This window comes from Rheinheimera baltica DSM 14885 (genome assembly GCF_000425345.1).
GTDB classification, from domain to species: Bacteria; Pseudomonadota; Gammaproteobacteria; order Enterobacterales; family Alteromonadaceae; genus Alishewanella; species Alishewanella baltica.
The window spans coordinates 177,140-203,167 of sequence record NZ_AUDG01000004.1 but is presented as its reverse complement, the minus strand read 5'-3'; the positions used below and the strand labels follow the sequence as shown (position 1 = coordinate 203,167).

General features: G+C 45.9%; 23 protein-coding genes. 11 read left to right on the top strand and 12 right to left on the bottom strand.

Annotated elements, in window-relative coordinates:
* On the top strand, window positions 1-305 hold a 305-nt coding region (locus H595_RS0104090; protein WP_027670053.1), incomplete at its 5' end, for an IS5/IS1182 family transposase.
* Between the two features lie 296 nt (window positions 306-601).
* Here the strand turns inward: H595_RS0104090 and H595_RS0104085 are convergent.
* From H595_RS0104085 to H595_RS0104060, 6 genes are all read right to left on the bottom strand, one after another.
* Window positions 602-955 (bottom strand): DUF2288 domain-containing protein, encoded by a 354-nt coding sequence (locus H595_RS0104085; protein WP_037053590.1) that lies wholly within the window; start codon window positions 953-955, stop codon window positions 602-604.
* Window positions 956-961: 6 nt separating this feature from the next.
* Window positions 962-2,311: a sigma 54-interacting transcriptional regulator gene (locus H595_RS0104080; RefSeq protein WP_027670051.1), complete on the bottom strand. Its 1,350-nt coding sequence runs from the start codon at window positions 2,309-2,311 to the stop codon at window positions 962-964.
* Complete coding sequence (locus H595_RS0104075) at window positions 2,298-2,900, bottom strand: hypothetical protein (protein WP_027670050.1); 603 nt, start codon at window positions 2,898-2,900, stop codon at window positions 2,298-2,300. The genes H595_RS0104080 and H595_RS0104075 overlap by 14 nt, the downstream gene beginning before the upstream one ends.
* Entirely contained in the window at window positions 2,897-4,315 is a 1,419-nt protein-coding gene (locus tag H595_RS0104070) for a sensor histidine kinase (RefSeq protein WP_027670049.1), read from the bottom strand. Before H595_RS0104070 ends, H595_RS0104075 begins: the two co-directional genes overlap by 4 nt.
* Before the next feature lie 132 nt (window positions 4,316-4,447).
* Window positions 4,448-4,636: a hypothetical protein gene (locus H595_RS0104065; RefSeq protein WP_027670048.1), complete on the bottom strand. Its 189-nt coding sequence runs from the start codon at window positions 4,634-4,636 to the stop codon at window positions 4,448-4,450.
* Between the two features lie 349 nt (window positions 4,637-4,985).
* Complete coding sequence (locus tag H595_RS0104060) at window positions 4,986-6,212, bottom strand: adenosine deaminase family protein (RefSeq protein WP_027670047.1); 1,227 nt, start codon at window positions 6,210-6,212, stop codon at window positions 4,986-4,988.
* Between the two features lie 149 nt (window positions 6,213-6,361).
* Between H595_RS0104060 and H595_RS0104055 the strand changes: the two genes are divergently transcribed.
* A complete protein-coding gene (locus H595_RS0104055; protein WP_027670046.1) occupies window positions 6,362-7,726 on the top strand; it encodes a M24 family metallopeptidase in 1,365 nt (454 codons plus the stop codon).
* Window positions 7,727-7,738: 12 nt separating this feature from the next.
* Here H595_RS0104055 and H595_RS0104050 read toward each other — a convergent pair whose 3' ends face one another.
* A complete protein-coding gene (locus H595_RS0104050; RefSeq protein WP_027670045.1) occupies window positions 7,739-8,644 on the bottom strand; it encodes a LysR family transcriptional regulator in 906 nt (301 codons plus the stop codon).
* 140 nt (window positions 8,645-8,784) lie between these two features.
* On the opposite strand from H595_RS0104050, the gene H595_RS0104045 reads away from it, so the two are divergent.
* From H595_RS0104045 to H595_RS0104035, 3 genes are all read left to right on the top strand, one after another.
* The gene (locus H595_RS0104045; protein WP_027670044.1) at window positions 8,785-9,627 is read left to right on the top strand and encodes a type 1 glutamine amidotransferase domain-containing protein; all 843 of its coding nucleotides are present in this window, start codon (window positions 8,785-8,787) and stop codon (window positions 9,625-9,627) included.
* 98 nt (window positions 9,628-9,725) lie between these two features.
* Window positions 9,726-10,880, top strand: a complete 1,155-nt coding sequence (locus H595_RS0104040; protein ID WP_027670043.1) for an iron-containing alcohol dehydrogenase — start codon at window positions 9,726-9,728, stop codon at window positions 10,878-10,880.
* Window positions 10,881-11,103: 223 nt separating this feature from the next.
* Window positions 11,104-13,110 (top strand): patatin-like phospholipase family protein, encoded by a 2,007-nt coding sequence (locus tag H595_RS0104035; RefSeq protein ID WP_027670042.1) that lies wholly within the window; start codon window positions 11,104-11,106, stop codon window positions 13,108-13,110.
* Window positions 13,111-13,202: 92 nt separating this feature from the next.
* On the opposite strand, the gene H595_RS0104030 is transcribed toward H595_RS0104035, so the two are convergent.
* Both H595_RS0104030 and H595_RS0104025 read right to left on the bottom strand, forming a co-directional pair.
* Window positions 13,203-13,703: a thioredoxin family protein gene (locus H595_RS0104030; RefSeq protein ID WP_027670041.1), complete on the bottom strand. Its 501-nt coding sequence runs from the start codon at window positions 13,701-13,703 to the stop codon at window positions 13,203-13,205.
* 155 nt (window positions 13,704-13,858) lie between these two features.
* On the bottom strand, window positions 13,859-14,809 hold the full coding sequence (locus H595_RS0104025) for a hypothetical protein (RefSeq protein WP_027670040.1): 951 nt from the start codon (window positions 14,807-14,809) through the stop codon (window positions 13,859-13,861).
* A 158-nt stretch (window positions 14,810-14,967) separates the two neighbouring features.
* Here H595_RS0104025 and H595_RS0104020 point away from each other — a divergent pair, with 158 nt between their 5' ends.
* Window positions 14,968-15,600, top strand: a complete 633-nt coding sequence (locus H595_RS0104020) for a trimeric intracellular cation channel family protein (protein WP_027670039.1) — start codon at window positions 14,968-14,970, stop codon at window positions 15,598-15,600.
* Window positions 15,601-15,603: 3 nt separating this feature from the next.
* Here H595_RS0104020 and H595_RS0104015 read toward each other — a convergent pair whose 3' ends face one another.
* Together H595_RS0104015 and H595_RS0104010 are read right to left on the bottom strand one after the other, a co-directional pair.
* Window positions 15,604-16,509 carry a hypothetical protein gene (locus H595_RS0104015; protein ID WP_027670038.1) on the bottom strand — a complete coding sequence of 302 codons (906 nt, stop codon included), beginning with the start codon at window positions 16,507-16,509 and terminating at the stop codon, window positions 15,604-15,606.
* Window positions 16,510-16,698: 189 nt separating this feature from the next.
* A complete protein-coding gene (locus tag H595_RS0104010) occupies window positions 16,699-17,571 on the bottom strand; it encodes a hypothetical protein (protein ID WP_156885917.1) in 873 nt (290 codons plus the stop codon).
* 411 nt (window positions 17,572-17,982) lie between these two features.
* On the opposite strand from H595_RS0104010, the gene H595_RS0104000 reads away from it, so the two are divergent.
* From H595_RS0104000 to H595_RS0103980, 5 genes are all read left to right on the top strand, one after another.
* On the top strand, window positions 17,983-21,648 hold the full coding sequence (locus H595_RS0104000; RefSeq protein ID WP_027670035.1) for an ATP-binding protein: 3,666 nt from the start codon (window positions 17,983-17,985) through the stop codon (window positions 21,646-21,648).
* A complete protein-coding gene (locus H595_RS0103995; RefSeq protein ID WP_027670034.1) occupies window positions 21,648-22,268 on the top strand; it encodes a hypothetical protein in 621 nt (206 codons plus the stop codon). Before H595_RS0104000 ends, H595_RS0103995 begins: the two co-directional genes overlap by 1 nt.
* Window positions 22,268-23,509, top strand: a complete 1,242-nt coding sequence (locus tag H595_RS0103990) for a hypothetical protein (protein ID WP_027670033.1) — start codon at window positions 22,268-22,270, stop codon at window positions 23,507-23,509. The genes H595_RS0103995 and H595_RS0103990 overlap by 1 nt, the downstream gene beginning before the upstream one ends.
* Window positions 23,509-24,372, top strand: coding sequence for a DUF7281 domain-containing protein (locus H595_RS0103985; protein WP_027670032.1), 864 nt, complete (start codon window positions 23,509-23,511; stop codon window positions 24,370-24,372). Before H595_RS0103990 ends, H595_RS0103985 begins: the two co-directional genes overlap by 1 nt.
* A gap of 202 nt (window positions 24,373-24,574) precedes the next feature.
* Window positions 24,575-25,117: a hypothetical protein gene (locus H595_RS0103980; RefSeq protein ID WP_027670031.1), complete on the top strand. Its 543-nt coding sequence runs from the start codon at window positions 24,575-24,577 to the stop codon at window positions 25,115-25,117.
* Window positions 25,118-25,362: 245 nt separating this feature from the next.
* On the opposite strand, the gene H595_RS0103970 is transcribed toward H595_RS0103980, so the two are convergent.
* A complete protein-coding gene (locus H595_RS0103970) occupies window positions 25,363-26,022 on the bottom strand; it encodes a hypothetical protein (protein WP_027670030.1) in 660 nt (219 codons plus the stop codon).
* Between the last annotated feature and the right edge of the window lie 6 nt (window positions 26,023-26,028).

The following is a 26,028-nucleotide window of genomic DNA, read 5'->3' as shown; positions in this document are numbered from 1 at the left end:
TACTTGAACAACTGCCTGATGCCGAGCATGTTATCGCAGACCGGGGCTATGACAGTGAGAAAGTACGGGAGCAGATCCGAGCGAAAAATGGCGTCCCAACGATACCGCGTAAACGTAATTCAAAAATTGGAAATGGCGATATTGATTGGTGTCTGTACAAATATCGCCATTTAGTAGAGAACGTGTTTGCCAGGCTAAAACATTACCGTTCAGTAGCAACCCGGTATGATAAATTGGCCCGGAATTATGCAAGTACACTTGCCTTGGCTTGCTGTCTATTATGGCTGCCAATGTGGGTTGGCTGAATTATAAACAGCAAAGATCAACAGGCCCTAGTTTTTGTCATATATCACTCCACTTGAAATAAATAAATTACAAGCAACGCAATTACAGCATAGACTGAAAATTATAAAGTGGCGAGATTTTGCACAATGTACCCAATATGTCTGCAAGACATTGTTATAATTAGCCTTTTAAAGCTGCATTTTTGTTTGATTAACTTAAATACAACGTGAGGCATTGGTGTGCAAACACAGGGAGTGGTTTGCTTGATACCACGTTAGCAGATTATGTTATGGCGTATTATAACGCCAATTTGTGATTAGTTTAGGTTTTGCCGCGTCGGTTTGTACTGCACCAGTACCCAAGGTGATATAACCACGGCCCATAATTCTGCTTGCTGAGAGTACCACTCAGAGGCTTGATGCTCCGTGGTGCGCTCAACTGCGCCGCTGGCTAACCAGTCGGCAACGGTAAGGTTGTCGTCCTGGCTAAACGCAAATGCCACGTCAACCAAATCCAGCACTGGCGCTACGGTGATCACTGAACCAGCAGCATAGAACTTTTGCAGCTCTAACCAGCTAATACGGGCTGTTTCACTGATAATTTTAGCTTTAATCAGTTCAGGGTTATGCTCGTCATCTATCAGATGAGCATCGGGTGGTGTAGTGGTCATAATGGGTTACTCGTGTTCATCGCTATGATCAGTTACCTGGGCGGCACTAAGCTCATGCTTTTTTAATAATTTATATAAGTCGGTACGATTGCGCCCAGCCAGCTCCGCTGCACGGGTGACATTGCCTTCTGTCATTTGCAATACACGTATAAGATACTGGCGTTCAAATTGATCTCTCGCTTCGGTTAGTGTCGGCCAATAGCTGCTGTTTTGTGATAAAGCCTGCTCAACTTGGGCTGCACCAATCACCGGACTATGTGTTAACGCAACACATTGTTCTACCACGTTTACCAGTTGGCGCACATTTCCTGGCCACTTTGCTGTGGCGAGTAATTGCATTGCATCGTCAGAAAAGCGGGTAACATCGACCTGATGCCGCTGCACACTTTGCTGCAGTACATGCCGTGCCAGTAGCGGTATATCTTCTGGCCGCTGTGCCAGCCCGGGTAATTGCAGGTTAACTACGTTAAGCCGGTAGTATAGATCTTCTCGGAAGCTGCCATCTAACATGGCCTGTTGCAGGTCACGATGAGTTGCCGACAGTACACGGACATTTATCGCCAGTGTTTTACTGCTGCCAACCGGTCTGATTTGACGTTCTTGTAGTGCTCGTAACAATTTCACCTGCAACGAGACCGGCATATCGCCTATCTCGTCCAAAAATAAGGTCCCGCCATCGGCTTCGCGAAACAAACCGCCGTGTTCTGTTACCGCGCCGGTAAATGCGCCTTTAGTATGGCCAAATAATTCTGATTCTAACAAATGCTCTGGTAAGGCACCGCAGTTGATGGCGACAAAGGCCTTTGTCCCTCGCGGGCTGGCCTTATGAATGGCTTTGGCCAGTAGCTCTTTACCGGTACCGCTGGCACCGGTGATTAATACGCTGACATCACGCTGCGCTACGCGATAGCTTTGTTCTAATACCTCTTCCATTACACGGGAGCGGGTTATTATTTCTGCCCGCCATTCAGCTTGTTCCGGCACGGACTGATGCACCGCATTTTGCAAAATATCGCGCAGCTCACTGGTGTTCAGAGGTTTAGTTAAAAAGCCAAAAACACCACGTTGGGTTGCGGCTACGGCTTCAGGAATAGAGCCATGGGCCGTCATCAGTACCACCGGTAAGCCAGGGTAACGTTTAGCAATTTCATCAAACAGGCTCATGCCATCTAAACCTGGCATACGTAAATCACTTAGCACAACATCGACGCTATTTTTACCCAACAGCGGCAGTGCGGCTTCGGCGCTGTCTGCTGATATCACCTGATAGCCTTCCCCCTCAAGCCGCAGCGTCAGCAACCGTAACAGGCTTGGGTCGTCATCAACAAGGAGTATGCGAGGCTTAGAACTTGCCATTGTTATCCTCTTGCACTGTGGCAGGTTGGTTTAACTGGGCTTCAATTTGGGTTAAAGCATCAATCTTCTTTTGCAACTCTTTATTAGTGCGTTGCAGGCGTTCAATGTTGTCATGTTGCTGTGAGTTGAGCCGGGTTAACGCACTCACTGCGGATTCGGCTTCCAACAGTTTTTGGTTAAACGCCAGATCCCAGCTAAAAAGTGCAGCAAGTGAAGTGGGCAATGTTGCCAGTTGGTCAGATAACTGCATTTGCACTCGGAGCCTTGTTAAGTAAGGGGTGTCAGGGTGCAACTGTAATATGGTGCGTTTTAGTTGCCAAATAGCATCTTGCTCGGGCTGTTGGTTTAGTCGTTCACGTTCGTCGTCAACTTGCTGCAGCATGTCCGCCCTATAGTTTACCCAGACTTGCAGTGTTGTGGCATCGTCATTAATACTCATCGCCGGGCTGGGTTGCTCGGGTTCGGGGGCAATGGTTTGCTCTGGCAGCATTTCGGCTATTAGCTGTGTTGGTGTTGCAGATTCTGGAGCTGGGGTCAGTTGACATCCAGCTAGGGCAAAGCTTAGTAATATGATTAATCCAGTTTTCATGCTGGTTTTTCCTCTAACAACGGTAACCTTACACGGATACAGACGTCGGCATAAATAACATCAACAATATCAGCATGACCACCGAGTAAACGGGCGCAGTCTGCCACGATAGATAGCCCTAATCCAGAGCCTTGCACAGCATCAAATCTTGGGGTGGTGCCGCGCTGAAAGGGTTCAAACAGCTTTTCGCGCAGTGCTGTAGGTATAGGATTACCATTGTTACCAACATCTAAAATCAGCTGATGCTCTTGTTGGTACAATTTTACCCACACCGGGCTATTTTGACTGCCGTATGCCTGCGCATTGTTAATTAGGTTGTCCAGTATACGCCGGAAGAGGGTGGCATCGGTATAAATTGTGTCTAGCGGACAGTGCAGTTCGATAATTTGACCGCGCTGCTGCAAGGATAAGGCATGATCATTAAAGCACTTACTCAGTAATTGTTGCGGCGAGTGCCAGTCTGGTTCCGGTTTGGCTTGTTGCAACAAGCGGTTGTAATCCAGTAATTGTTCGGTAAGTACACTTAAGCGGTCAGCACTGCCATTTAACAAACCAACCACTTCAAGTTGCTGCGTATTCAACGGCCCAACAAGCTGTTCGCTCAATAAAGAGCAGCCTTCGCGGATGCTGGATAAAGGAGTTTTAAGTTCATGGGAGGCGTGCCGTAGCAGGATGAGCCTTAAGGCTTCTAATTGTTGCAGGCGCGAACTAAGCCAACGTAATTGCTCGCCCAGCTCTGTCAGCTCGCGTGGCCCGGTAAGCTTTTCATCCGGAAACTGATGCTGTTGACCAATGGCCCGGATCATCTTATCCAACTTTCGCACCGGTGCAGTAATTCGGCCTGACGCCCACATAACGAGCAGCAAGGTTAAAAAAACCAGGGCAACTGTTTGCCAAGCCAGTTGCTGCTGGCTATCTACGACAAACCGTTGTTGCGCCTGCAGGTTTTTCTCTAACATTAGCCATATTTGCTGCGTAAGTTGCTGTTGTTGAAGGCGAAATTGTTGCAGTATCGGTTCTAGTTGGGCGCTGGAAAGGCTGCGAAAATCACTCATAATGGTGGCCAGCTGAAGTTGCTGCTGCTGGCACAGTTGCGGTTGGCCGATATTGTTGCATACCAAAGGCAGTAGGGACTGATAATTATTGAGGTGTGAGCTGGCAACACGCGCCAGCGCATCTGTTTTAATCACGGCGTACTGACGGACGGCACGCTCAATATCCACCACGAGGTTTTGCATGTTCTCTGCACGGCGGACGCTGCTAATCGACAATTCGGCTTCTGTAACGGCATGCTTACTAACACCACTGAGTGCTTTATGGCTTTGCCACATTAATACGGCGACAGGAATTAATGCCAGAAAAAAGCTTAGTAAAACTAATTGTCGTAATGAAGCTGTCTGCAGTGAGAAGCGCATAATGTCTGATTTTAAGCCCAAGGTGGTTAAGCATACCTTATTTTAATCGCAAAAAAAAAAGGCCAGTGGGGTGCTGGCCTGATAAAAAATCCAGCGTGTCCGCTGAATTGATGGGAATGTCACTAATGTGGGTTATGCTGCCTTTGCCAAATAATCAGGTGTATAGGCAATAATGGGTGTGGCGGTATTTACGGCGGCAACTTGAGCCTGTTCCCAAGCCATTACACTGTCATTATTCAAATTAACACGGCGCAGCATACTAAAAACCACTGCCACATTGGCCAGTAAGAACAGCATGATACTCAGTAAAAATAAGTCCATAACAACCTCCTTTAGGTGCAGCTTTTACATCTGTGCGCTGCGTTAAGACTGTTTAAAGGAGAATGTGGCAAAGGCACCTGAGCTGTAGTTACTCTGAGACTTGCACTTGCGACATTCTCCTGAACGTCACTTAGCGTAACTAATACAAGCCTTGTGCCAACATGTAAAAATATATTTTTATTGTTTATAAACAATCAGATATGTGTTTTTGATGTGAGAGATAATCTGAGGGGGCTGTTTAGCTGTTGCCATTTGGCGACAGCTAAACGGGTTAAAATAAAATAGCCATTAAATTCAGCGGCTTAACGTGTATCTCTTTGGCGACACTCTATTTATCTGCTTGATTTTACTAAATAAAACCATAACGTTTGGCTACGTGGTCAAAGTACTCAAGACATTGTTTGGCGTATTCACGTTTCTCAACATAGCTACCGGGGAAGAAGCTCTTTTTAAAGCCATAGGCCACCATGTCTTTTAAGCGCTTTAATGGTATGTCAAAGTTATCCAGTGCTAGCTGGTATTCTTTACTCACCGTCGTGTTCGAGACCAAGCGGTTGTCAGTACAGATGACGGTAGCCATGCGGTTTTCTAACATGTCTTTAAACTTATGCTGCTTAATGTCGGTCAGTGCCGGGTTGGTTTGTAAGTTGCTGGTTAAGCACACTTCAATCGCAATACGTTTATCGGCAATGTAAGATGCTAAATTGCGAATATACGCGGCTCTGTCGGTAATATCAGCATGCTGAATCATATCGGGAATAAACATCGAGTAACCATGGCCAATGCGATCGGCGTAGCACTCAGTAATGGCTTCAAATACGCTTTCGGCGCCATATGCTTCACCAGCGTGTAAGGTTTTCAGCAAAAAATGCTGGTGGGCGTATTCGTATACTTCTTTAAACTTGCTAGCGGGGTAGCCGCTTTCTTGCCCGGCTAAATCCAGCCCGACAATTGGAATACCTTCTTCATCCCGCAGCCTTACGCTTGCACGCACTAGCTCCATGGCGGCCAGCTTGATGACATCTATTGGGGCGAAATCGCGCATTAGCTGAAATAGGTTGGTGTAGTAGGGGGAAAAGCCTTTGTCGCCAAACATGCGCATGGCACAGTTAATAATACCGTAGGCAAACGGTGGTTTTTGGTGGCTTAGCACCGCTTCGCTGCGGTTATATTCGGCCATAGCTCGTTTTAAACCATTATTAACTGCGTGCATAACGCGATCGAAATCGATGCCATTGGGTAAGTCTATGAGTAACTGCGGTGCAAAACGCACTTCAATATAATTTACGCCTTCCAGCTGATTATCGATGGCAAGCTCATAGGCAGCGCGCTCTAAATTTTCCATATCACGCAGCACTGCGCAGGTGTATTGAAAACAGTGCAGGTATTCACCCAGATTTTGATATTTATCTTTAAAAACCAACTGCTTTAAACCTTCAACAGTATCCGATGGCAAAGTCGTGCCTGTGCGCTTTGCCATGTCAATTAAGCTGTCGAGTCGCAAGCTACCGTCTAAATGCAGGTGTAAATCAGACTTGGGCATTTCTTTGATAAATTCAGCGGAATAACGCGGCATAACAGCTCCTTTTACTTAGCACTGTGCATAGTGTATCGCAATTTTTGCGCATTTCGTCGGCAAAACGAGTTATTCGTCCTGCATTGGGGTTGTGTACTGTGTATAACTGGCTTAAAACAAACAGATTAAGAGTTAACTAAGGTCACGTTATGAAACGTTTTTTATTAGCCGCTTCGTTGGGGCTTTTGTTTACCACTCAATGCACTTTAGCCGATACGCCAAGCTTCACTCAGGGGCGAGAGTTTACATCAGCTAACGATTATCAGGTGCTTTCGCTGAGGCAGCGGGTTGCACCGGAAAACACGATTTTAAATGAGCGCTTAGCTTCATTGTTACCGACGTTGATGGCCGAGTCTGGTCTGGACATGTGGCTGGTTATTAATCGCGAATATGCCGAGGACCCGGTGTACTTTACCTTGGTACCGCAGCCTACCTTTGCGGCAAGACGCACCACTATGCTGGTATTTCACCGCAAAGCAGATGGCAGTGTAGAAAAACTGTCTATTAACCGTTACCCACTAAGTGCGCCATATGAATCTGTTTGGTCTGGCGGTGATCTTGACCAGCAATGGCAAGCCCTGGCGCAGGAAATTGTTAAACGGCAGCCTAATAAAATTGGTATTAATGTATCCAAACATTGGCCGGTAGCCGATGGCTTAAGTTCTGGTTTGCACCAGCGTTTATTGGATGTATTGCCAAAAGAGTACCATGCGCGTTTAACCCCTGCTGAGCCGCTGGTTATTCGCTGGTTAGAACAGCGCACTGCAGCGGAACTTGCTGTATACCCGCAGATTGTCAGTCTGGCACGGTCTGTTATTGCAGAGGCTTTTAGTAACAAAGTTATCACGCCAGGCGTTACCACTACTGATGATGTCGCCTGGTATCTCCGAGAGCGTTTTGAGCAGCTAGATTTGCCGGTCTGGTTTATGCCTTACGTGAACTTACAGCGGGCAGGTGTGGCGTGCGATGCCGATACCCCCTATTGCGGCATTAGCGGTATTATTCAGCGTGGCGATGTGCTGCATACCGATGTGGGTATTTGCTATTTGAAACTGTGCACTGATACCCAGGAAATGGCTTATGTCATGCAAAATGATGAAGCGACCGTACCTGATGGGTTAAAAGCGGCTCTGGCTAAAGGAAACCGTTGGCAGGACATCTTAACCGCAGAGTTTAAAGTACAACGCAGTGGCAACGAAGTGTTAGCTGCGGCATTGGCTGTTACAAAAAGAGCGGGTATTAACGCCAGTATTTATTCTCATCCACTGGGGTTTGTTGGTCATGCACCTGGGCCGACAATTGGTATGTGGGACAACCAAGGGCCTACAGCAGTGCAAGGTGATTGGCCTTTGTATGCCAATACAGCCTATGCCATAGAAGGCAATATTAAACATCAGCTGCCTGAATGGCGTGACCAACATGTACAAATTAAGTTGGAGCAAAGTGCGTATTTTGATGGAAAGCAGGTTATTTATTTAGCCGGCAGGCAGTTAAAGTGGCATTTAATTCGCTAGAATTCGTGCGGGCTAAATCGCTGCTGCATATTTATTTAAATTGGCAAAGGCCATTAAAATATCCCGCGCATAACTGATGCGAGGGTGTTTTAATGCGCCTTTACGCCATACCAGATATATAAAGTTCTCTGGGCCAGGTTCACCTAATTGCATAAGCTCACCATTTTTTATTGCATCCCGACATAAATAGTCTGGTAACACACTGTAACCGATACCCGCTTTCACAATCCCTGCAATAGCACGAATATCCGGGCAAATAGCTGCGATGGGCGACTGGCAGTTTTCATTAAAAACCGTATTAAAGTAATGCCGAATAAGCGGCAGGGTTTGATCATAACTTACTACCGGATATAGCCTCAGCCTATCGGCACTTAGAGCTTGTTTAGACAAATAACTGCCGGTTAAACGATTAGCGACCAGCATCAGGCGCTCGCTGTCGATGATTTGGTAGTCGTATACGCTAGCATTAGGGGTTGATGCAGTAATAGCCAACTCAGCAGTACCGTCTTCCAGTAGCTGGTAGATGCGGTCTTTATTGCCAATGTGTACAACCAGATTCACTTCCCCCGCCTGGAGCAAGTTGGCAAACTGTGCACCGGCAATTTGGCTAATATATTCAGCCGGGCCTGCAATGTTCAATGTGCCATATACGGCATTGTTGCGGTTCCGCACTGAGGCAAGTTTGTGCTCAACAGCATCTAAATGCGTTGAAACCTGTAACGCTAAATCATGCGCAGCAGCAGTGGGCTCGACGCCTCTTGCTTTGCGCTCAAACAGGGCGAAGCCGACTAATGATTCAATACTTTGAATATGCGCCGTAGCTGCGGGCTGCGACAGCCCCAAGTTAGCAGCAGCTTTAGTGATAGTGCCACAGCGATATACTTCAACAAAGGTGCGTAATTGCACAAAGTAAGGCATAAAAACTCTAGCCATCAGAAATATGATGGCTGATGATAAAATAGCTGAGTTCTAAGCTCAAGTAAAACCCCTTAAGCTACATCTACTGAACACTTATCGTCATCATGGTGATGGCGACAATGTACCGAATAGGAGCTTTTATGATTAAGCGAACGGCAATTTCTTTAGCCTTACTCACATTATTTAGCCAGCACGTTTTGGCGTCACAAAGCAAAGGGCAAATCCTGGTGTTGTTATCCAGTGAAAGCCAAATGCAGTTGCAAGAAGGTAAAACCGAGCCCACTGGCTATTACCTGAATGAATTTGGCGTACCAGCCGATGCTTTTATCAAGGCGGGCTATGAGTTGGTACTGGCTACGCCCAAAGGCAATGCGCCTGTGGTTGATCAAAAGTCGGTAACGGTTGATTTTTTCGGTGGTAGCGCTGAGGAAATGCAGCGAATTAGCACTGTTATTGCCAATATTGACGGTATTAATGACACCTTGTCATTGCAAGAGGTGCTGCAAGGTGGTTTAGCGCAGTATGAAGCGGTATTTATTCCGGGTGGGCATGCACCACTAATTGACTTAGCCAACAACCCTGAAGTGGGTATGATCTTGTCGCATTTTAATGCTGAAGCTAAACCGACAGCGGCTATTTGCCATGGGCCTATTACGTTATTGTCTGCGCAGCAGCACCCTGCGCAGTTTGAGCAAGCGTTAGTAAGTCAAAGCCCGGCAGAAGCAAGTAACTGGATTTATGACGGCTACCGGATGACAATTTTTTCGAACGAAGAAGAAGCGGTATTTGAAGCCTCATTAAACGGTGCAAAGCTGCAGTATTATCCAGGTAAAGCTATGCAGCAAGCCGGTGGTGATATGCAGTATAGCGAGGCGTGGACGCCAAATGTAGTGGTAGACCGCGAGCTTATTACCGGACAAAACCCGTTTTCAGACAAAGCGCTTGCTGCGGCAATGTTGCAGCAGTTAGCCGCCAAGCCTTAGGTATTTTTATTAACCGGGCTATCGCAACACAATTAAACCAACACTGCTAAGCAAACACAGCTTAGCCAGTGTTGTTTAAACCACATATTGGAGTTGTAATGTTAAATTTTAATTTTAAAAATCAAACTGAAATCCTGTTTGGTAAAGGCCAAATAAAAGAGGCGAAAAGTCGTTTACCCGCTAATGCTAAGGTGCTTTTTTTATACGGTGGCGGTTCAATTAAGCGTAATGGTGTGTATGACGATGTGGTCACATTACTTAGTGAAGTTAGCTACCATGAGTTTGGCGGTGTCGAACCTAACCCGACACTCGAAACTTTAATGCAAGCTGTCGAATTAGTACGTGCAAAAGGTATTAATTTTATTATGGCTGTTGGTGGTGGCAGTGTAATTGATGGAGCCAAGTTTGTTGCTGCTGCAGCGCACTTTGAAGGCGAACCCTGGGATATTTTGGCCAAAGGAGCGCCGTTTAAAAGTGCCCTGCCGATTGGTGCTGTATTAACCCTGCCTGCGACAGGCTCTGAAAGTAACGGTAATTCGGTGGTAACGAATAAAGCGACTGCGCAAAAACGTGCTTTTGGTTCTGATCTAGTGCAGCCGGTATTTGCCGTGCTTGATCCGGCATACACTTTTTCATTGCCGGTGAAGCAAGTGGGTAACGGCGTTGTTGATGCCTTTGTTCACGTTATCGAGCAGTATCTTACTTACCCGGTCAATGCACCGCTACAAGATCGTTTCGCCGAAGGCATATTACAAACACTGATCACAGAAGGCCCCAAAGCACTTGCCACACCACAAGATTACGACGTGCGTGCCAATGTCATGTGGTCTGCAACTATGGCGTTAAATGGGTTAATTGGTAAAGGGGTGCCACAAGATTGGGCAACGCATATGATTGGGCACGAACTAACCGCGTTATTTGGGCTGGATCACGCACAAACCCTGGCTATAGTATTGCCCACCTTAATGTATGTGCAGCGCGAGAAAAAACGCCAAAAACTACTGCAATTTGGCCAACGGGTATTTAACATTAGCAGCGCATCTGAAGATGAAGTAATAGATAAAACCATTAAAGCCACCCAAGACTTTTTCGAGCATATGGGCGTGAAAACCCGCTTGTCTGATTATGGTTTAAGCGAAGCTGACATAGGCAAGTTAGTGGCTAACCTTGAGCGTAATGGCATGACTGCACTTGGCGAGCATAATGATATCGACTTGGCCAAAGCGCGGCAAATTTTAACGCTGGCATTGTAGCCACAACCCCTCCCTCTCCCAACCTAAACAGCGACCTTATCAGTCGCTGTTTTTTTATCGTATTTGCTATATATTCGGCCTTGAATAATTCGAAATAGACGCTAAAGTTAAACTTAATTTTAACTAATGTAAATTATTTGGTTTTAAGCTTGAGTTGCATTAATTTTGCTTTCGTTGATAAACGCTCAATGTCGATTAGGACAAAACATTAAAAGGAAATTTTATGAGTATGGCAACAATACATTACCCGTTAACACAGGTTGATGCTGTTTTCGAAGGTGGCGGTTGTTTAGGTGGGGCTTACGTTGGTGCGCTGCGCTGTTTAAGGGATAAAGGTTATTGGTTTCAGCGCGTCGCAGGCTCTTCCGCGGGGGCGATCATCGCGTCTTTAATTGCGGTTGGTTACACACCGGAAGAATTTGAATGGTTAATGCGGGACGACGTTACTTCGCGTCCAGCTGCGTTGCCACCTGAAGAGCACATCAGTAAAATTTACTTTGATAGTTTTCTTGATGCCCCCCTTGATGCAAAAGACATCCCGCTGAATTTACGGCGTAATAACGTACTTTGGTTGACGATTTCTGGAGAGGTTATCAGCCAATTAACGGCAGAATTCAAGCAGCAAGTTAACGCGTTAAAATCTGAGCTAACAAACTTGATTGGCGCGGTATTAGAGGGGTATGACAACCTTTTAAAACCAGATGTGTTAAATAAAAAACTCGATGACCTGGTCAGGAAGGCGTTACTCACTCAGTTAAGGTTTAACAAGCTGGTTGATCCTGTCATGAGACAAATGAGAAGCAGTATATCGGCAACGGCAAACTTTGTGATTGGACAAATCAAATCTGGCGTTAAATCTACGTCTGCTCTTACCCGAAAAATTATCAGCCAGTTGACGCAAGCGTTTATGGCGGTGCTAAACACGGTTTTTGCCAGCATAGACAAACAAAGAATGGCGCTCGCCGATGCCATTATCCTCGAGATAATTAATGCCTATCCTTTGCTAAGAATTTACATTAACTTTGTAGGATTGAAACGCTTATTTAAAGGCGATGCATTTCTGGCAAAGATGCGACAACTTATGCAAGCAAAAGCTTTGCAACGCAAATTGATTACAGATATTAGACAACCTGTTACGTTTGGGGTGTTGAATAAAGCCAATGCCGATAAAATAGAGCTTTATATTACCGCCACAGACTCATCTAAACCAGCAAAAGACGGGCTGTCGCATATTGTGTATAGCTCACGTGATGCAGGCTCTGTAAACAAGGAGGTGGCTGTAGCGGTTCGTGAATCCATGTCCATTCCTATTGTATTCGAACCCTGTCAAAACAAAGAGGGTAAAAGAACTATCGTAGATGGAGGCCTTACTAGCAATTTGCCTCTGCACTTATTTTTAGATCCAGCTAACAATTCAAAGCAAGACAATAGCAGACAAATACTTATCTTCACGCTTACTGAAGGTGGTGAAAATGACAATACGGCATTGGCATTGCGAGCTGCGCCCACGGGTAAACCATTCATTGATATATTTCTGCGTAAATTACTTGGTCGGTCGCTTAATCGTATTGAGCAAGCTGCACTTAACAAACTTAACTCAGAAGGCAGTTTGCTGGATATGCCATTAGCTGCTTTAAACCAGTTGCCTGAACGATTGAATCCGGTTGTGGCTATCACTAGCAGTATTGAATTTAGAACCATCATTTACATACTTGATATCGTGCAGCGTGCTTTATCTCGCGGTGTCTACGGCATGGATGCAACTGTTATGCAGCACTTGCTGGACTCGCATAGTCGTATTACCCCTATCAACATAAAGACTGGTGCTTTTGATTGGTTAAACTTTGAATTAAACCGAAACAGTGACGCCTCGAAAATAATTGCGTCGTACGGTTGGGCCTGGACACACCAGGCAATAAGCAAAAATGGACCCGTTAAAGCAGCTTTATTAGATCGGATCCCCAGCACAACAGAAATTGAATTTGATAAAAAATATAATGCCTTGATAAACGCTATTTCTAAGTTGAAAAAATCAGCGCCCAATAATTCAATCCCGCAGGAAAAATTAGATGAGCTAGCTGAGTTAAAGCAACGTTATCATCGTGATCTTGATGCCAACCCGTTTCAAGCTAAGCCAATTAAGCCTAAAAAGAAAAAAATTATTAATAAAAAAATATTTATTATTGATGAGCAATTTGCACTTGATCCTGGCAATTTAAAGCGAATTTAGCACAACAAACCTTCAGTTGGGTTGGAGAGTTGTAATGTAAAGGCATTCTCTAACCCCAACATTGCGGCAAAAAAGTGTTGCCTCAAGTGATTTTACCTAGTGTTTGAAAGCACTATTTGCGCTAAATCATCAGCTAGTGATGCGGTTGGGCGCTCTACTATTCTGCCTATCTCTTCACCATTATCCAGCACAATAATGGTAGAGGTGTATTGTAAGTTGTATGTTTGATGCAGATTCTGCGGGTGTATTTTGTTTTGATCTACTGCCTCAAGCTGCAAAGTGTTTAGTTGCACCGCGGATTGATCCAGCAGTTTAAGTAAGCGTGGCACTTCGCGCTCGCTGTCATGACACCAGCTGCCAAATAATACGACAAGGCTTAACCCTTGTAAGCTTTGCATTTGGTAGACGTCTTTAGATGACACCTTGTAAGCAGCATATTCCTTCGCAAACACAGGAAACTGTTGTAATAACGCTTGAGCGCTAATACTGCCATTCGTATCGTCTGCTTGTAGCGTTTGCGTTACTTCTGGCTGTGCTGATATCGCCTGACAGGCAGTAAGCGACAATAATGAGGCAAAAACGATAAATTTCATGCGGTAGGCTCTGCATCAGCAAGGAGATTAGCAGGCTATCTTAGGCAATGTTGCAACAATATACAAACAGCCGATAACACCTTAAACCTTAACTATATGGCATTAGGTAACATTACCGGCTGTTTAGATGGCGTGTTGACGCTCGTTACTGGCTGTTAATTTGCGGTGAGTTTTATATTGGCAAACTCAATCATCTCTTCTGGTGAACCCAGCTCTGCAACAATGGCACCGCTTTGCACTTCTTCAAATTTTAACGGCTGCTTGAAACCAAAGTCTAAACGCAGTTTTTCTGGCTGTTGCACAAAGGTGGTCAGGCTGTCTTTCATTTGTTGTGGCAACGGCTCCAGCATCGAGATGTTCATTAACGCCATGCCTTGCACTGTTTTAAAGTCAGGTGTTTGGCCCTGTTGTGATGTCATGGCTAAAACGCGTTCAATAAAGCCTTTATTTTCGATTACAACAGCGCCATTACTTAGCGCGGCACTCACTAATTTAGCCAGCATTTGTTCGATATATTCAGGGCTATTAACAAGAGCTTGTTGTTCTTCCGCAGATTTAGCACTGATTTCTTTAGCGTACTGCCAAAATTGTTGCATCTGTGCCAGTGTGAAATTGTAATTAAGACTAAACTCGTCATTAATTCGCATATCCTGACGAAATAGCAGTTCGCCGTTGTCTTTGTATTCATAGCTGTAATCGCTATGAAGCGCCAAACTTTCTACAAATTCTGCAGTCTGTGGGGGTAGCATTTGCAGTATTGCCGGCGTGGCTTTTGCCCCAACCATTTGCATACTGCCTTTGTCAGCAAGGCTTTGTGGTTTAATACCCTTAGCAGTAATACGCTCTACGGTAGCAATTTTACCTAGTTCAGCGATTGATACTTCTAAACCACTAATACTGTAACTGGACGTTAGTACATTGGCTGATACGTCGCTATAGCTCAGTGAAATTGATGGCATTTCGCCTGTGCCGGCCAAATCGCGGTAGCTTTGATTTGCCTGCTCAACTTGTTGCTTGATGGCATTTTCTGCCTGCATATTGGCATAATACAGACCCCCACCTGCCGCTGCGGCAATCACAATTAAAGCTATCACTGACTTATTCATACTAATCCTTTATTAAAAATGTTAACAAAACATGCAAATGTTAACATGGCGCTGTCCGCTGACATAGTTAGTCATTGATGTTTTTATGCTTGATTGCACTATTTACGCTTTAGCTAAAGCCTGCTAATTTGGCCGGTATTGCCGTGCTGGAGCTTGAGATGGAACATTATTTTCATTGGTTTGATTTACTGGGCATTGCGGTGTTTGCTATTTCAGGAACGTTGGCAGCGTGGCGTAATCAGATGGACGGCTTTGGCGTTATTGTGTTGGCCAGTGTTACTGCGATTGGCGGCGGTACGCTGCGTGATTTAATCCTGGATGTGCCGGTAATCTGGATTAATGACAACAGCTATTTTTATGCCATTTTTATTGCTGCCATAGGCACCATTTTACTGGTGCGAAATCGGCTTACTGTGCCGCATAATACCTTACAAATACTTGATGCCATTGGCTTAGCGTTTTTTGTTGTTATGGGTACGCAAAAGGGCCTGGATAACGGCACCTCGGTAATGGTAGCCATTATGTTGGGCACCATGAGCGGTGTGTGTGGTGGTATGATACGTGATGTATTGTGCCGTGAAGTCCCCATGGTATTTCGTGGCGAGCTTTATGCAGTAACCTGCATTGTTGGTGGCGCAGTGTACACGGCGTTATTAGCGTTGGGCACCGCACAGCTTTTTGCAATGCTATGCGGTATGGCAGCCCTGCTGGTACTGCGATTAGCGGCCATAAAATGGCAAATTACCATTCCGGTATTTTCAAAACACCATAGTGATCTTAACGAACCGTAATAATTAGTTAGGTATTTTTAGCGAGGGGCTACGCCATTCCTCATCTAACCAGTCATACATTAGCAAGCTATAGCTTGCTGTCAGCAGTAACGCCTGTTGGTTGGTGGGTAAGACCTTGCGCAACCAGATTTTCGGTTTGTCGCCGTCAAACGATAACGCTGACAATTGTAAACCTTGTTGGTGTATGGTGAGGCCAGATTGCTGCTTAAACCACTCTGGCATGGAAATATATTGCTGATTAACCAACATAAGCTTTTCATTTACCGGCTTAAATTGCAGCTGTAAATCGCCAGATGTCATAGCAAAGTAATTTGCTTCGCCTTTACGACTATCTGCAATAAGCTGCCATACCTGATTACCCTGTGAAACCAGACAACCCATATAGCTATGCTTACGGGTGGTACTATCATGTTGGCTGCTGCTATTGTCCAGAGAGCGGATCTCCGTTCCTTCATCTAGCGCCATTATTCGGCACTGTGAATGCACAGCGTGCTGGCCACCTTGTAGCAAATTAAAAGCAAAATCTTGATGCTTAACTATTTTATAGTTTTCTACACTGCGTCCACGACGATTTAAAATATCTGCAGCAATAAACTTCAGCCAACTGTCGGCTACTTCATCTTTGTCCAGTAAACCCGTTTGAGCAAACCACAAGTTAGCTTTAATAGACGTTTTCCAGCTTACATCTGCACCTTGTATGGTAAAGGCACCAAATTGTTGTTGGTAAGCAGAAGAGCTTAGCCGCCAACTGGGTTTATTGGCTTGATATAATTCACTCGCCGCACTGAAATCTGCAGAAAGCGGGATGGTATGGTCCTGCACTGACTGGCAAGAAGATAAGGTTGCAATCAAACCCAGTAATAACGTGCTGCGCCAAAGTGGCCTTGAAATGCTTAGGTTTGTTGCCACAATTCTCTCCGATTTAATAAATAAAACATGAAGTTAATATATTTTTGCTTAATCAAAAGTGAATGGTGATAAATATATCTGAGTAATTTACAGATTGATTTTGCGAAGCGATAACGATAATACAATGGGGCGCTAGCAGCTATTATCGCGGTGCAATACTGCGATAATAGCTAAATTGATGATAGCGATTTACTTGATCCGTCTACGGGCTAGCATCAATAAACCCAATGCAAACATACCTAAGGTTGCAGGCGCAGATACCGCATTTGGCGAACCGTTTGCTGGCTGATAACCATAACCATTTTCAGATACCAAAGTCCCATTTAGCGCGGTTAAACCAATAGAGAATGTATTGCTACCGTCAGCCGTTAAGTTACATAGTGCCGCTAATGAGCATATTTGGCTCATATCAATACTGTAAAATAAATCCAGTGTTGAATTGCTGGGTAAATTCAGGATTTGGCTAATAACGAAGCCGCTTGAACGTGCATTTGGCAAGTCGAAACTTTCAGTTTGAGTATCGTTAAAACGCTCGGTCACCAAATGTTCTGAAGGGTAATTATTCGCGATAAAAGGCCCCGCCTGAAAGTTAAACTCATAATCAGCATTAAAGCGGTATCTGCCGTAAATTTCTTCGTAGTTATCGGGTTCTGCATTGTAGTCATAACCACTAATGCCAAATTCGCCTTGTATTCTGCTTAACGCTCCCGGGCTAAAATTTCTTGCGTTAGGGGCGGTTAAAACCTCAGTACCAGCCGGAAAAGTGTAATTAGCACTCATGTCAAAGTGAAAGTAAAGCTCAAGCGCAACCTGCACATAGTCCAACTCTGACAGCAGTGTAATGGTGTCGTATATTGCCGCGTTTGCTAAAGTAGTATTGTATACTGAACCTGGCGTCGTCGTTGCATTGGTGTATAATTTCACAGTAGCAGTGTCGCTATCTATGCTGGCCCAGGCAGAAGACTCACCACAGCTGCTACTTACCGTACCATTGGCTTCTAAACTGTCCCAGCTGCTCGATCCAGTACCGGCTAGGGGTAAACAACCTGTGGATGCATTCACAATAACCCCCGCACTCGCGTCAAAGGCTAAGGCGAAAGTTGCTAACAAGGCTGCTTTTGTGTATTTTTTAATCAATTTTATCACTCCTATTTAACATTTCTTCGTGTTAGCAATTTTTGGGCCATGTTTTAATTTTGTTAAAAATCAATTAAAACAAAAGTTTATAATTTGCCCGTCTCCCTTGCTAATTACTTTTGTAAATAAATCTGACGCTTTTTCAAGGCTTTATGTTTGTGTTTATGTAACCTTATGTCTACAAACGAAAGCCTTAACCTGCTTGTTAGCGTGTGAAAGTCTGTTATGTCCGCGGGGCTAGCGTTTATGGCATTTACGTGGATAATATCCAGCATTATTTGATATTCGCCGCGCTCCATTTTATTGCTGAACTCAGCGCGGCCGACAGGATGCGCTATGTCTCAATTACTCCGTATTGTGTTGCTGCACACTCATCTACCTGGCGTGGTGGAGTTACAGCTGGATCAGCACACTAATATTTGTGGTACCAATGCCTCGGGTAAAACCACACTGCAACGTTTAGTGCCTGTGTTTTATGGCGAACAGCCAAACCGGGTGGTGCCCAAAACCCGCAAAAAGTTTGATGAATTTTACCTGCCGTTTTCGAACAGCTACCTGATTTATGAATATCAACGCGAAGATGGCGCGGTGTGTCAGGTGGTGCTAACCCGGAAAAGCGACGGCGGGGTGGATTACCGCTTTGTTGGTGCAGCCTATCAGAGTGACTTTTATCTGATACACAGTGGCGATGATGTAAAAGCCATGAGCTACAGCGATTGGGCAGCAGCGATGCGCAGCCGGCCCGAGGTGCAGGTGTCAGCTAAAATCAGCGCCACCAGCGAGTATCGCAGTATTATTCAAAACGACGCTGCGGCTTTGCGCGGTAACAATGCCGACAGCGTAAAACTGCGACGTTTGGCCGGCAGTTTTAGTCTGGTAGGCAGCGGCCATAAGTTACGGCATATTGAAAAGCTGGTTAGTGCGGTGCATGCCAAAGAAGGCAAAATGGACACGCTAAAAGCCATGTTGGCGGCTATTTTTGAAGAAGACGGCGTAACGCTGCCTACCACCAAGGTAAAAAATACCAAGGCGCGAGAGTGGATCCAGCAAATGCGCCAGTCGATGCGGTTAGACAAATTGCAGCAGGATTTTGAGCGGTTAAACCAGCTGGCGCAGCAATTAGCGGCCAGCGAAGCCCAGTTAGTCGCTTTATTGCCGTTGTTACAACAAGATGACAGCGCGCAAAAGCTGCGCAAAGCCGATGCTGAGCAGCAGGTCAATGCGCTGCGCGGCCAGCTGCAAAGTTTAAAAGAGCAGTTTAGCCAGCAGCAACTGGAGCTAAACAGCGCGCTGGCAAAAGCCGAAGCCGATTTACATGAAACCAGTGCCCGCTTAGATCAACTACAACAGCGTTATGACGACTATGACAGCAAAGATATGCCTAAGCTGCAGCGTGACAGTGATGCTTTGCCATTATGGCGTGAACAGCTGGAAGAAACTGTAGAGCAATATCAGCTGATGGTAGAGCAGCACGGCGACTTAGAGCGTCAGCTAGAGCAGCGTAAAATAAAGCTGGCCGAAGCTTTTAACCGCTTAAGCGAGCAACACCGCGGCAAAGCCCGCCAACTGCAACAGCAAAAAGACAGCACCCGCGAACAGCAAGATAATAAGCTAGCCGTGTTAGAACAGACATTTCAAAGCCGTTTGCAACAGGCGCAGCAGCAGTTTGCCGAGCAGCTTAGTAGTATCAGCAGCAGTATTGCCGTACTACAAAGTCAATTAGCGACGTCTAGCCTGACAGAGGCCGAGTTGGAAGAGCAGCGAAGTGCAGAGCTGCGGTTAGAGCAGGCTCAGCAACAGGCACAGCAACAAGGACGGAAACTGCAGCAATTGCAACAGCAGCATCAGCAGGCGCGCACGGCGCGTGATAATGCCGATCAGCAACTGGAACTTAGCCGAAAAGCGCTGCACAGTGCCGAGCAACAATTGCAGCAATTGCACCGTCAGCTAACACCAGAGCAGGGCAGTTTGCGTCATTTTCTTCGCCTGCACTACAACGGTTGGGAGCAAAAGCTGGGCAAGGTGCTGGATGAACGTTTGCTGGAAAGGCAGGATTTACAACCGCATTTCACTGAACTTAGCGACAGCCTGTATGGTTTACAGCTGGAGTTAGCCGCAATTGACACTCCCGACTATGCCCAGGACGAAGCTGCCATTCGTCACCGTATCGCCAGCGCTGAGCAGCAATTGGTGCAGGCCACGGCAGATAAAACCCAGACCGAAAAAAACCTGCAACAACAGCACGAGCAAGCCGAAATTAGCCGTGCCCAGCTGGAGCAGGCACAGTGGCAGCTTACCCAGTTTGAGCAAAATATCGATTATGCCCGCGATGCGCGCAACCGGCTGCAGGCGCAGCAGCGTGAGCTTGTTGCTAAACGGCAAGCTGATGTTAAAGCCGATCTGGCCGCTCAGCAGCAACAGCTGGAAAAACTGAAGCAGCAGCAAGACGCCGACTTACAAGCACTCAAAGCTGACCACAACAGCCAGAAACTAGAGCACAAAGCTGACTGGCAGGCCGAACTGCAAGTGTTTGACGAGCAAATAGACGAGCTGGAACGTCAGCTGGAACATAAGCGCGACGACAATAAAAACCAGATTAAAGAGCTGCAGCAAGCGTTTAACGAAGAGCTGTCAGCCAAGGGTATTGACCCGCGTCGTTTAACTGAGCTTAAGTACAAGCAAGATCAACTTAAAACCGACATTAAAGCAGTTGAGGCGCGTCAGGATGAATTAACTGCCTGGCAAAAATTTATCGCGCTGGACTGGCAACAACTTCGTCCAGAGTTGTTAGCAAAAGAAACCGACTTAAAACAGCAGCTGCGTGCGGTTAAGCAAGCACTTGAGCAGCAAAAAGCCGATTACAGCGCTAACCAGAAAAAACTTGACGAGCAAAAACGCCAGCAACAGGAGTTGATGAGCCAGGCTGAGCAACTGCTGGCGCAGTTACGGCCGGTATTTGCCCGCTTTAACGAGTTATATCTGGCCGATGTTAGCCCGGCAACGCTTGTTGCTTCTGCTGATATTGTCGAGCGGCTGGCGCGGGCTAACGAAGCGCTGGAGCAACGCAGCAAACTGGACGGCGCATTAAAAACGGCGCTGGAACAGTTTGAAACGATCTTAAGCAAAGATGCCGGACCCGAGTTTTTAGACCGGCTGCAGCACGAACAACGCCAGTTACCCGAGCATGCCGGTAAACGCCAGCAATTGCCTATTTTGCACAGCCTGCTGCAAATTTTAAAAGATGCGCAGCAACAACTGCTGGAAATGGGCGAAAATATTGGCGGCGATCTTAAAAAGTTCTTTACCGTGTTTAGCGACATAAACCGCCGTATTGCACTGCAAAGCCGGCGTTTAAGTGAAGCCGTCGCCGACGACTTGGTGCTTGAGGGTATTAGTAAATCTGAAGTGCGCATTTTATCCACCATAGACGAGCTGGGCTTTTGGCAGCCGTTAAAGCACTTCGCCAAACTGTATGATGACTGGGGCGCTTCAGGCAAAGCACTGCCCTCTGATCAATACCTAAACGCGCTGGCCGATGTAGTCGATCTGCTACGTGCAGATGAGCAATACAGCATTGAATCGCTGCTGCGCCTTGAATTGCATTTAAGCGAAGGTGGCTCTGAGCTGGTAATTAAAAATGATCGCCAGCTGCTGGAATCGTCCAGCCACGGTATGGCTTACTTAATTTTATGTAAGTATTTACTGGCTTTTACCCGCTTGCTGCGTGGCGATGCCAAGGTGGCTATTCACTGGCCAATCGATGAAATTGGCACGCTAGCGTATCACAATGTGGAAAAACTGTTTGCTGCCTGTAGCAGCAATAACATTGTAATTGTTGGTGCCTTCCCCAACCCGGAGTCGGACGTACTGATGCTGTTTTCGCACCGCTATTTAATTGAACCTGATCAGCATGAACCGGCTAAACGCCGATTAAAACGCATTCAGCCAAAAGTTAGCCGCTTAGCCGAGCGACTGGCCAGCAAACAGCAGGAGGCAAGCTAATGTTGCAACACGGACCTTTACTTGAGCGCCTGCTGGCTGGCGAGTTTATTTGCTGCATCACCGATGAAGATGCGTTTCGTCATTTAAGCGTGGAGCAAACCCAGCACGACATTAACCATTACCTGCGCCCGCTTAACCGGCGTTTGGTGGCAAATGAAGACAACAGTGTATTTTTTCTGGGTTATCACGAGCTAACAAAAGACGCCCGTGAGCAGCTAAGCGGCCTATTTGCCTTAACAGTGCAGTCACTGCTGCCGTTGCTGGAATGGCTGCAATTGGTGCAGGAAACGTTGGGCCGCGATAGCGCATTAACGGCAGGCGACACCATTAAGTTGCAGGAGTTTATCCTACGTACTGAAGATAACCAAAGCCTGCGGCAGCGCCTTAATCAGCTGGCCAGCGACCGCTTTTTTAACAGCCAAAGTGAACAGCTGGATAACCAGGTAAAACTGATTTTCCGCCGCTTAAAAGAGCATGGTTACCTGCTGCAACCGCACCAGGAGCGGCAGTACTACATTGTCACCGGTAAAATTGATTATTTAATTGATGTTATTCGCTTTATTCGTGACGAAGAGCACCTGCCGGTAGACGACACCCCGACACAGGAGGCCTTAATCTGATGGCCCCGGTGGATAGCGCGATTGCCTCTAACCTGTTAACCATCGGCGCCGAGCGGTTAGCGCTTTTAGGCAAGCACCACAAAGCGCTGATGCAGGGTTATCTGGATGGGTTTGTTGATGAAACGGCGTTTAGTGAAGGCGCGCTGAAAAAACTGATTGCCGCGCGCATTTTATGGCGACCCGACGAGCAGCAACCGCTGGCACTGCGGCCGTTAGTTAGCGAATTAATTGCCAGTATGGTGGCCGACGAAAACCGGCGGCAAATTAACGCCGATGTGGCCGAAAAGCTGGAGCAAATCCGTAACCGGGTGCAGGCGTATCGTGATGCGCAATACAAAGGCGATTACAGCGTGGCCGAGCTGCAACTGCAGCGGCTAACCGAACAGGTGCATGATCTAAGCGGCCAGTTTGAAGAAGCGATAGACAGCTTATGGCACCGGCTAAACAGCGACTTTGGCTTTGTTGCCAGCCTGGATGATAAAATTCGTGAGAATGAGCGGGCGCAAAAACAACTGCGACGTTTGCTTGATGGCTTGGATTTACTCGATTTTAACGAGCTGATTGAGCTGTCTGAAGGCAATAATCATTTGCGAAAGTTACTGGTAAGCCAACTACAAAACCAGCTGAGCTCGCATCACAGTAGTTTGTTAGAAGTGCAGAAACGCTTGGTGGAACTGCTGGCTAAATTTCGCCAGCAACAAGCGCGTTCGATGTTGATTAACAACATGGCAGCGTTTTTGCGCCAGCACCCGAAGTATCAGCCAGCCGATTACCCTAATCGCACTGACGTGCCAGCCCTGTTTAACCAAGCAGCCATCATAAAGCCACATGCAGCCATTGCACTGGACAAAGCCAGTGAGCGGCAAATATTGGCAGACTTAGTCCGTGCCTTGCCGCGCACTAAGGCGACACAGCTAAGTGAAACACCAGCGGCTAGTTTTGCCCAGCAATGGCAGGATGACGCCATTGCCGCACGGCAACAAGCACTGAAAACTGACGTGGAGAACTTTTACTTACGCGTTATTGACCACGGCGGAAAGCTGAGTGCGCTGGATTATTTAGCCCAGCAGCAATTGGAATGGGACAGCGAAATTTGGTTGTATCAAATTATCGCCGAGTACCAAGCACTGCCGCTGGACGAAAAGCAGATGTTTGCTATTGTCCGTGACGAAGCGCCAGCCAGCAGCATGAACCAGTTACTGCTTATTCGTGATATCAGCCTGGGCTTAAAGGCTGCCTGATGAGTTACCCGGCGCTAACTGCTCAAAGCCTGCGGTGGTTGCAGCAACTGCAGCAACGGCTAAATGCCAGTGGCAGCGAACGGGTAAGTACCCGCAGTAAAACAGTGCAGCAGGTGCTGCTCTGGTGTATCGAGCACGAACTGGTGCCAGGCAACAGTCTTAACCTGCCGCAGTTTAGCTTTAGCCTGGCTTTGCTAAGCGACATCGCCCGCGTGCAGCGCCAGTTAAAACACGCCTGCTATTTGGATGCACCAGAACAACACAGCAGATTAGACAATGCCACGCGCAGCCAGCAAGAGCTTAAAAGTGTTGGCCTAAAACCCCGCCAGCACAGGGTGTTATTAAAGCTGAACAAGCCAGCTGATATTAGCTTCGGCATAGCTGCGGATATTATCGACATCGACTGGCAGCAACTGCCACTTATGCAGTTTGACGCATTATTGGTAGTAGAAAACCTAGACTGCTTTTACCAGCTTGATGCATTTACACTGCAATTACCCTATCAGCAACCGCTGATTATTTATCGCGGTGACAGCCAATATAGTAGCGGCTGTAAAGCACTTAAAGCACAGTGGCTTAAACAGAATAAACCTACCTTGTACTTTGGTGATTTTGACGCCAAAGGGGTAAGTATTGCCTTAAACGAAGGCTACAGCGCCATGCTTTTACCCGAGCTTGCCACACTGCAACAACACGCCAGCCAATCGATGCTGCCGGTTAAGCAGCTTGGCTTTATCGCGGGTATCAAAGCAAAAACCGTAGCAGTTGAATTTACGCCTTACCAGCAGGTACTTTGTGAGCAGCTTAAAGGGCTCAGGCAGCAGAATATGCAAGGGATGTTATTGCTGTATGTTGCAACTTAAATGTGAAATCTTTCATTTATAAACAACTTGATTTCACTTTAGGTTGCAGAATAAAATCATGCAAAATTTGTAACAGACATAATGCATGATAAATAAATAATGTAAAACTAAAGCATTGTTTACTAAGTCTAATTCCCCTTAAGGGCGTTGAAAAAATACTAAATAGTTTGGATGTTAAAATAAAAAAAAGGAAATGGATACAATGTTTAAAAAATTGGGTTTAGCCTCATTGGTTGTTTTAAGCCTTTCTGCTTGTTCAACTTACTCTGTAAATCGATATGCTGTATCAGTTGATAATATTTCATCATTAAAAAGTGTGGTGGGTAGCAATATAAATGTTGGTGAATTTAACTCCGCCACTGAAAGCAAAACCAGTATTATGTGTCGCGGTGTTGGACCCATAAAAACTCCTGACGGTCAAACTTTTGAAGGGTTTATTCGCAAAGCATTTGTTGATGAGTTGAAAATGGCAGAGCTCTATGATGGCAATGCTCCAGTAACCCTAACAGGCACCTTGAATTCAATTGATTTTTCATCTGCATCAGGCAGTTGGGATATTGCTATGACAATTAATTCATCGAATGGGCAGTCAATATCTGTATCTGAAAGCTATTCTTTTACAAGCAGCTTTTATGGTGAGACAGCATGTAATCAAACTGCTCAAGCGTTAATGCCAGCAGTTCAGAATTTGATTGGTAAAATAGTTCAAAATGAAGGGTTTTCTAACCTGATCAAAGGTTCATAACCGAAAAAGGGGTCGGAGACATTTAAAGACGAGTTAAGTTTACGCTATGTATTTCAATGCCTTGCAAAGACGTAGCGATTATTAGTTCTGACCCTTATTCTGAAAAAACGCCGAGAAACGGCGTTTTGTATGCTGCAAAAAGCCAGAGTAATGCCGGTGTAACCGCTCCAAAACAGGTTTTAGTTACTTTTGTGACGTTGAGTAAAATTGGCGGGATGCAGTTGGGTTGAGGGCGGGATTCATCGTCACCAGAATATCAGTCGTAGAAAACTGCCAAACATTAAAATAAACATCAGAATGATCAAAAGCGTATAGGTAGAACCCCAGCGGCCTTGAGCAACAGTGTGAAGCAATCGCACATCACCAAAATTGTTCTTATTTTCATAGGCTGTATCGCACGGCAATGACTTTAAGGCTTTTATGAGCTTATTTTTATCGGTTATTACACTTTCAAACATTAGCTTTTTACTATCCAGGTAAATACGTTGATGATAAAACTGCAGACAAATCGTATCTATAGCATCAAACTCACCACGTTTTGACCTTAGTGTATAGCTGTTAATGACTATCCTCAGTAGGTCTTTAACATCAATGATAGTGTCTTGCGCTAGTTGACTATCCTCACTGTGTATCAGCCATTTAGGAATAAATAGCTGTGATGCTGTTATTTTAAATGGTTTTACCGAACCGGGCATCAGATAACGAGACGCCAAATAATCAAAAGCGACAACAACGCAGTACGCAAGTCCGGGGCTAAATACGAGCAGCATAAATTTAAGCTGAGGCACCCTACCATAATCAAAAAACAGCGGTAACAAGCTAATCAACATAAAAATAGCAATGATCAGAGCTTGGGTTTGCCTGCCACAATGTTGGTTGTAAGGTGGGTAAAAACGGTATTCCATTGCCAG